This window comes from Bordetella genomosp. 7 (genome assembly GCF_002261415.1).
Classification (GTDB): domain Bacteria; phylum Pseudomonadota; class Gammaproteobacteria; order Burkholderiales; family Burkholderiaceae_B; genus Bordetella_A.
The window spans coordinates 470,029-477,471 of sequence record NZ_NEVI01000014.1 but is presented as its reverse complement, the minus strand read 5'-3'; the positions used below and the strand labels follow the sequence as shown (position 1 = coordinate 477,471).

The 7,443-nt window shown below is 64.3% G+C and carries 10 protein-coding genes; 2 read left to right on the top strand and 8 right to left on the bottom strand.

Translation table 11 applies throughout. From position 1 onward, the window contains the following. Nucleotides 1-83, bottom strand: an 83-nt coding sequence (locus CAL18_RS19585) for a transposase (RefSeq protein ID WP_141214351.1), incomplete at its 3' end; no start/stop codon positions are given. On the opposite strand from CAL18_RS19585, the gene CAL18_RS09220 reads away from it, so the two are divergent. Then, complete coding sequence (locus tag CAL18_RS09220) at nt 83-577, top strand: glycosyltransferase family 9 protein (protein ID WP_283163498.1); 495 nt, start codon at nt 83-85, stop codon at nt 575-577. The genes CAL18_RS19585 and CAL18_RS09220 overlap by 1 nt on opposite strands. Nucleotides 578-580: 3 nt before the next feature. Here CAL18_RS09220 and CAL18_RS09215 read toward each other — a convergent pair whose 3' ends face one another. From CAL18_RS09215 to CAL18_RS09185, 7 genes are all read right to left on the bottom strand, one after another. Next, nucleotides 581-1,207: a Maf family protein gene (locus CAL18_RS09215; RefSeq protein WP_094817707.1), complete on the bottom strand. Its 627-nt coding sequence runs from the start codon at nt 1,205-1,207 to the stop codon at nt 581-583. A 6-nt stretch (nt 1,208-1,213) separates the two neighbouring features. Next, nucleotides 1,214-1,684, bottom strand: a complete 471-nt coding sequence (rlmH, locus tag CAL18_RS09210; RefSeq protein WP_026641257.1) for a 23S rRNA (pseudouridine(1915)-N(3))-methyltransferase RlmH — start codon at nt 1,682-1,684, stop codon at nt 1,214-1,216. A gap of 6 nt (nt 1,685-1,690) precedes the next feature. After that, entirely contained in the window at nt 1,691-2,089 is a 399-nt protein-coding gene (rsfS, locus tag CAL18_RS09205) for a ribosome silencing factor (protein ID WP_026641256.1), read from the bottom strand. Between the two features lie 50 nt (nt 2,090-2,139). Further along, entirely contained in the window at nt 2,140-2,727 is a 588-nt protein-coding gene (gene nadD, locus CAL18_RS09200) for a nicotinate (nicotinamide) nucleotide adenylyltransferase (protein ID WP_026641255.1), read from the bottom strand. After that, nucleotides 2,724-3,635, bottom strand: coding sequence for an oxygen-dependent coproporphyrinogen oxidase (gene hemF, locus CAL18_RS09195; RefSeq protein WP_026641254.1), 912 nt, complete (start codon nt 3,633-3,635; stop codon nt 2,724-2,726). Before hemF ends, nadD begins: the two co-directional genes overlap by 4 nt. Before the next feature lie 13 nt (nt 3,636-3,648). Continuing rightward, nucleotides 3,649-4,956, bottom strand: coding sequence for a phosphoribosylamine--glycine ligase (gene purD / locus CAL18_RS09190; RefSeq protein ID WP_026641253.1), 1,308 nt, complete (start codon nt 4,954-4,956; stop codon nt 3,649-3,651). A gap of 88 nt (nt 4,957-5,044) precedes the next feature. Next, nucleotides 5,045-5,776, bottom strand: coding sequence for a YebC/PmpR family DNA-binding transcriptional regulator (locus CAL18_RS09185; RefSeq protein WP_026641252.1), 732 nt, complete (start codon nt 5,774-5,776; stop codon nt 5,045-5,047). Between the two features lie 141 nt (nt 5,777-5,917). Between CAL18_RS09185 and CAL18_RS09180 the strand changes: the two genes are divergently transcribed. Further along, nucleotides 5,918-7,435, top strand: a complete 1,518-nt coding sequence (locus CAL18_RS09180; protein WP_094796738.1) for a helicase HerA-like C-terminal domain-containing protein — start codon at nt 5,918-5,920, stop codon at nt 7,433-7,435. Nucleotides 7,436-7,443 lie beyond the last annotated feature (8 nt).

The window sequence follows — 7,443 nt, the reverse complement described above, 5'->3', positions numbered from 1 at the left end:
CGGCACAGTTCGGCCACCTTGGCCCCTGCCTCGGCCTCCTTCAGCACCCCGATGATCTGTTCTTCCGTAAATCGTTTCTTCATTGCCGTTCCTTTGTGAACGGACTCTACATCGATTTCGTACTAACCACGGGGAGCAGGTCACGGGTGGCGGCGACGGCAATTTCAAGCGGTGGGGAATCCGGAATTTCGTGGCCTTGGTGGATCTGTTGAAAGCGCGCCTTGGGCCCCATACCCGTTTTGCGTTTGTTTTGGGCCCGGCTGAATCCGCTGAACGGGCGGCTCTGCAGGCGCTGAATCGGCCCGATTTCGAGCTGGTGTCGGGGTGCTCGTTTCCGGAGTTGACGGCGCTTATGCTGCGCGCGCGCCTGGTGGTGGCGAACGATTGTGGGCCTTCCCATATCGGCCAGGGTGTCTGCGTGCCCTATGTGGGAGTATTCAACGACGCCAATCCGGAGTGGTTCTGGGACCGTCCATATTCCAGGCATGTCTGCCCATCGGACGGATCGTCCGATATACAGAAAGTCGATCCGCACAAGGTGGCGCAGGCGTGCTTCGAAGTAATGGCGGGCGCCTGAGGATCAGGGCACCCGGATGCCGACGTGGCGCAGCAATAGTGCTGTTTCGTGCACGGGCAGCCCCATTACGCCCGTATAGCTGCCCGACAGGTGCTCGATGAATGTGCCGGCGAGGCCTTGTATGCCGTACGCGCCTGCCTTTCCATAAGGTTCGCCGCTGTCGCAATAACGGGCGATTTCCGGGTCATCCAACTGCCGCATGCGAACTTCCGACACGGATACGGCTTCGTAGAGCTTGCCCTGGTGACAAAGCGCGAGTGCTGTATGCACGTGATGCGTGCTGCCGGACAGGCGGCTCAGCATCTGTATGGCATGTTCCCGGTTGGCGGGTTTGCCCAGGACTTCGCCACGCAACACCACGGTGGTGTCTGCCGCGAGTACCGGCAAGGCCGGCAGATCCTGTGCGACGATCCATTGTTCAGCGCGTTGCGCCTTGTCGCGGGCGGTGCGCTGCACGTAGATCTCGGCAGGCTCACCCGGGTGCTGCGGCTCGTCCTCTCCTGGGGGAGCCGGGACTTTCAGCACCGTGTGTGCAAGACCTATCTGGGTAAGCAATTCGTGGCGGCGCGGGCTGGCGGATGCCAGGTAAATACGGGGAAGCGCCAGGGCGGGGCTGGTGGCTTGTACCATCACGTTTCAGGCACGGTGGTAGGGATGGTTGGTCAATATTGCCCAGGCGCGATAGAGCTGTTCGCCAAGCACCACGCGCACCATGGGGTGCGGTAATGTGAGCGACGACAGGCGGATCTGGAGGTCGCAGCCGCGTTTCAGGTTTTCGTCCAGGCCATCTGGGCCGCCTACCAGGAATACGACATCGCGACCGCCGGCGCGCCACTGTTCCAGTTGGCGCGATAGCGCCATCGTGGTCAGGTCCCGTCCGCGCTCATCCAGCGCCACCCGTAACGCCGCGCCTGGTATGGCCGTTTCGATGCGGCGCGCTTCGGCGGCCATCATTTGCGCCGGCGTCTTGCCGGTGGTGCGTGGCTCGGGCCGGATTTCACGCAGTTCCAGCGCGCAATCCGGGGGTAGGCGCTTGGCATAGTCGTCCCACGCGGTTTCTACCCAGGCGGGCATGCGATTGCCAACGGCGATGATAATGAGCTTCACGCGGGGTCAGGATTCGGTGTCGCTGACCCAAGTGCCCGCCGCGGGCGCGCCGCCCGAGCCGGGCAAGAGTTTGACGCGCACGGGTTTGTCACCCCAGATTTCTTCCAGGTTGTAATACTGGCGGATGGCAGGCTGCATGATGTGGACCACGATGTCGCCCAGGTCCACGACCACCCATTCGCCCGTATCTTCGCCTTCGACCGTAATGCCCGACAGTCGCAGGGCCCGGCCACGGTCGGCCACACTGGAGGCCAGGGCGCGGGTTTGCCGATTGGAGGTGGCGCTGGCGATCACGACCCGATCGAACAGGCTGGTGAGATGCGTCGTGTTGAAGACCTTGATGTCCTGTGCTTTGACATCCTCGAGGGCATCGATGACGGCGCGCTGAAGTTTCTGAATATCCATGTTCGCAAATATAACCTTTCCGCACATGCGGAATGGGCCGAGGAGGGCGGCTACTGGTACAGGCCCTGGTCGGCGATGTAGTCGGCAACCGCGGGGGGAAGCAGCCCCGCCGTAGAGTCGCCGCCGGCCAGGCGCCGGCGGATGTCGGATGCCGATATGGCCAAGGGAGTAAACGGCAGTTGCAGAAGTGGCCTGCCCAGATCGTGCAGCCAGGCCTGCAGTTCGGCCGGTGCGGCAAGCGATGTGCCCGGACGGCTGGCCACGGCCAGGTCTACGTACCGGACGATCTCCTTCCACTGCCGCCATGTGCAGAAATTGGCCAATTGGTCGGCGCCGAGCAACCATACGTACTTGGCGTCCTGGGGCAGCGCCTTCAGGGTATCGATGGTGTAGGTGGGGCCGTCCCGTTCCAGCTCGATTGGATTCACGGCAAGCCGGGGATCGCCGGCGATGGCCAGTTCGATCATGCGCCGTCGATGGGAGCCCGCCGCACGCAGTGGCGCACGCTGCCAGGGATTGCCGGCCGGGATGAACTGGACCTGGTCCAGCTCAAGCTCGCTCAGTGCCGCGCGGGCCAGCGCCAGGTGCGCCTGGTGCACCGGGTCGAAGCTGCCGCCGAGCAGGCCGACGCGCTTCACACCCAGTCCCGGGGTTGGAGGAAATCGGCCAATGCCGCTTCGGGCGTGCCGGATTCGGGCTTCCAGTCGTAACGCCAGTGCGCGCAGGGCGGCATCGACAAAAGAATGGATTCGGTGCGGCCGCCGGATTGCAGGCCAAAATGGGTGCCGCGGTCGAATACCAGGTTGAACTCGACATAGCGGCCGCGACGGTATGCCTGGAATTGGCGCTGCGGGTCGGCATAGGGCATGTCGCGGCGGCGCTGGACGACAGGCAGATAGGCGGGCAGGAAAGCGTCGCCCACCGAACGCAGCAGCGCGAACGAGGCGTCAAAGCCGGGTTCGTTCAGGTCATCGAAAAAGATGCCGCCTATGCCCCGCATTTCCTGTCGATGCTTCAGGTAGAAGTATTCATCGCACCAGCGCTTGTAACGGGGGTAGTAATCGGCGCCGTGCGGCGCGAGCGCGGCCTGGCAAACCTGGTGAAAATGGCGGGCATCTTCTTCGAAGGGGTAGCACGGCGTGAGATCGAGGCCGCCGCCGAACCAGAATACGTCCGCCTCATCGTGGCCCGCACGCGCCGCCGCCAGGAACATGCGCACATTCATGTGCGTAATGGGCACGTAGGGGTTGCGCGGATGCAATACCAGCGACACGCCCATGGCCTGCCACGACCGGCCCGCAAGCTCGGGCCGGTGTGCGCTTGCCGACGGAGGCAGTTGGCTGCCGTGCACATGGCTGAACAGTACGCCGGCCCGCTCGAACAATTGGCCGCCCTCGATCAGGCGCGATACGCCGCCTCCGCCTTCGGGCCGCTGCCATGAGTCGGTACGAAACGTTTCTTGGCCGGCGTCTTCCAGGGCCTGGACGATGCGTGCCTGCAGGCCGGTGAGGTAGGCGCGGACGTCGGAAATGGGAACGGCGTTCATGGCAGAAAAGGCCTCAGGCTTGCGGCTTGGATTTCTGCTGCGAGGGACGCAGGGCGCGCCAGCCTATGTCGGCGCGGTACTGGCGTCCGGCGAACTGTACGGAGTCGACCATGGCATATGCGCGCTCGCGCGCCATGCGCACCGAGTCGCCCAGGGCCGTGACGCACAGCACGCGGCCGCCTGAAGTAAGCAGTTGATCGCCTTCGGCGCGCGTGCCGGCATGGAAAACCACGCAGTCCTCGGTTTCGGCGGGCAGGGGGGCAATGACGTCACCGGTTCGCGGAGTGCCGGGATAGTTGTGCGCCGCAAGTACCACACCGAGCGCCGTACGGCGATCCCAGATGATGTCGGCCTGGTCCAGTGTGCCGTCGACGGCGTGCTCCAGCGCGTCGAGCAGATCGCTCTTGACCCGCATCATGATGGGCTGCGTTTCCGGATCGCCCATGCGGCAGTTGAACTCGAGTGTCTTGATGGAACGGTCTGGATCGTCGCCGGGCGCGATCATCAGTCCGGCGTACAGGAAACCCGTATAAGGAATACCGTCGCGAGCCATGCCCTGTACGGTGGGCAGGATGATCTCCCGCATGATGCGATGGTGCAGTTCGGGTGTGATGATGGGCGCGGGCGAGTACGCGCCCATGCCGCCCGTGTTGGGGCCGGCATCGCCATCGCGCAGACGTTTGTGGTCCTGGCTGGTGGCCAGCGCCAGTACGTTACGCCCGTCGACCATGACGATGAAGCTGGCTTCTTCGCCCACCAGGCATTCTTCGATGACGACGCGCGCGCCGGCCTGGCCCAGGCTGCCGTCGCCGAGCATGGCGTCGACAGCCGCGTGGGCCTCTTCGAGGTCGGCCGCCACCACGACGCCCTTGCCGGCGGCCAGACCGTCGGCCTTGATGACGATGGGCGCGCCCTGTTGGTCGATGTAAGCGTGCGCCAGGGCCGGATCCGTGAAAGTTTCATAGCGGGCCGTGGGGATGCCGTGACGCACCATGAAAGCCTTGGCATAGTCTTTGGACGCTTCGAGCTGGGCGGCTGCCTTGGTAGGCCCGAATATCTTCAGCCCGCGGGCGCGAAACACATCGACAACGCCAGCCGCCAGAGGAGCTTCGGGGCCCACCACGGTAAGCGAAACGCCTTCGCGCTGGACGAAATCGGCGAGTTCTTCCGGGCCGGTAAGCGCCACGTTCTGCAGCAGGTCGCCATGTTCGGTTCCGCCGTTGCCCGGCGCCACATATACCTTGTGAACGCGAGGGGAGCGGGCCAGGCGCCAGGCCAGGGCATGTTCGCGGCCGCCGGAGCCGATTACCAGGAGTTTCATGTGTGGTTGATGCTTCATAAAGTAGCCATGGCGTCGCGGCACGGCACGCCTGGCGGGACCGTCGCGGCGGGTTCGCCGCGGTGCGGGTTTATTGTGCTTCGTCGAACACGACGTTGGTATAGACCTCCTGGACGTCGTCCAGGCTTTCCAGGGCGTCGAGCAGCTTTTGCATCTTGGCCGCGTCGTCGCCGGTGAGCTCGGTTTCGTTCAAGGGCTTCATGACGATGCCTTCGACCTCGGCCTTGAGTCCGGCCGTCTCGAAAGCTTTGCGTACCGCCGCATAGTCGGCGGGCGCACAGATGACCTCGATGACGCCTTCATCGTCGGTGGCGATATCCTCGGCGCCCGCTTCGAGGGCGGCTTCCATGACGGCGTCTTCGGCCGTGCCCGGCGCGAATACGAACTGGCCGCAATGCTTGAACATGAAGGCTACCGAGCCTTCCTGTCCGAGGTTGCCGCCATTCTTGGAAAAGGCGTGCCGGACTTCGGCCACCGTGCGGGTGCGATTGTCGGTCATGCAGTCGACGATGACCGCCGCACCGCCTACGCCATAGCCTTCGTAGCGGACTTCTTCATAATTGGCGCCATCGGCGCCGCCGATCCCGCGCTGGATGGCCCGCTGGATGTTGTCTTTGGGCATATTGGCGTCGGTGGCCTTGTCCCAGGCCACGCGCAGCCGCGGATTGCTGTCGGGGTCGGAGCCGCCTGCCCGCGCCGCGACGGTGATCTCACGGATGATCTTGGTCCAGAGCTTGCCCCGCTTGGCGTCCTGGCGCCCCTTGCGGTGCTGGATGTTGGCCCACTTACTGTGTCCCGCCATAATGTTCCAGAAGGTGATGTACGCAAAACAGGCATTTTACCGTGCTTGCGGGTACTCGGGCCGGGCAACGAGGGGCCGCACACAACATGCGCCGCACGCAATACACTTGTGCCACTATTTTTGCGCCCCGGAGAGCGAGCCATGCCAGATCCCATTGTCGTTGCACAGAACGCCCAGGCCAAGCTTACCCTGCTGCCGGCGCTGGCCAACCGCCACGGCTGCATCACCGGCGCCACCGGGACAGGCAAGACGGTTACGTTACAGGTGCTGGCCGAAGCCTTTTCCCGCATAGGCACCCCGGTATTCATGGCCGACATCAAGGGCGACCTTACCGGGATATCCCAGGCGGGCGCATCATCGCCCAAGCTGCAGGAACGCCTGAAAACGATAGGGGTGCCCGAACCCGTATGGGGGGCCAGCCCGGCGGTGCTGTGGGATGTATTTGGCGAACAGGGCGTGCCGGTTCGCGCTACCGTTTCCGACATGGGGCCGCTGCTGCTTGCCCGCATGCTCGAGCTCAACGACACCCAGGAAGGCGTCTTGACACTGGTGTTCCGCGTGGCTGATGACGAGGGCCAGCTGCTGCTTGACTTGAAAGACCTGCGCGCCATGCTGCAGAACGTCGCCGACCGTGCCGCCGAACTGAAAACGCAGTACGGCAACGTGTCCTCGGCATCGGTGGGCGCGATCCAGCGCAGCCTGCTCAGGCTGGAATCCCAGGGCGCGGACCGGTTTTTCGGCGAACCCATGCTCGATGTACACGACCTGATGCGCACCGATGCGCAAGGGCGGGGCATTGTCAGCATACTGGCCGCTGACAAGCTGATGCAGTCGCCGCGCCTGTACGGCGTCTTCTTGTTGTGGCTTCTGGCCGACCTGTACGAAAAGCTTCCCGAAGTCGGCGATCGCGAGCAGCCCAAACTGGTGTTCTTTTTCGATGAGGCGCATCTGCTGTTCGACGATGCGCCCAAGGCCCTGCTGGACAAGATCGAACAGGTAGTGCGGCTGGTGCGCTCCAAGGGCGTGGGTGTGTATTTTGTCACCCAGAACCCTCTGGATATTCCTGACGCGGTGCTCGGTCAACTGGGCAACCGGATCCAGCATGCGCTGCGCGCGTTTACCCCCCGTGACCAGAAAGCGGTGAAGACGGCCGCACAGACCATGCGCCCGAATCCGGGCCTGGACATCGAGGCCGCCATCACCGAACTCGGGGTGGGCGAAGCATTGGTGTCACTGCTCGACGAAAAGGGCAGGCCCGCGCCTACCGAACGCGCATGGGTCATGCCGCCGGGAAGCCGTATCGGCCCTGCCACCGACGCAGAGCGCCAGGCGTTGCGGCAGGATCCGACCATGGCGGCGAAGTATGCGCAGACCATCGATCGTGAATCGGCCTATGAGGTACTGACAACAAGGGCTGCGGCCGAGGCGCCTGCGACGGCCGGTGATGGCGCTTCCGCCAAGGTTCCTGACGCGCAGGCTCGGCAAGAGTCGGGCGGTCTGATGGATGGCCTTAGCGATGTGTTGTTCGGGTCCACGGGGCCGCGTGGAGGCCGCCGCGATGGCGTCGTGCAGTCCGTGGTCAAGAGCACCGCCCGCACCCTGGCGCGCCAGTTGGTACGGGGCATGCTCGGTTCGCTGCTTGGCTCGCGGCGGCGCTAGGCGCGGGC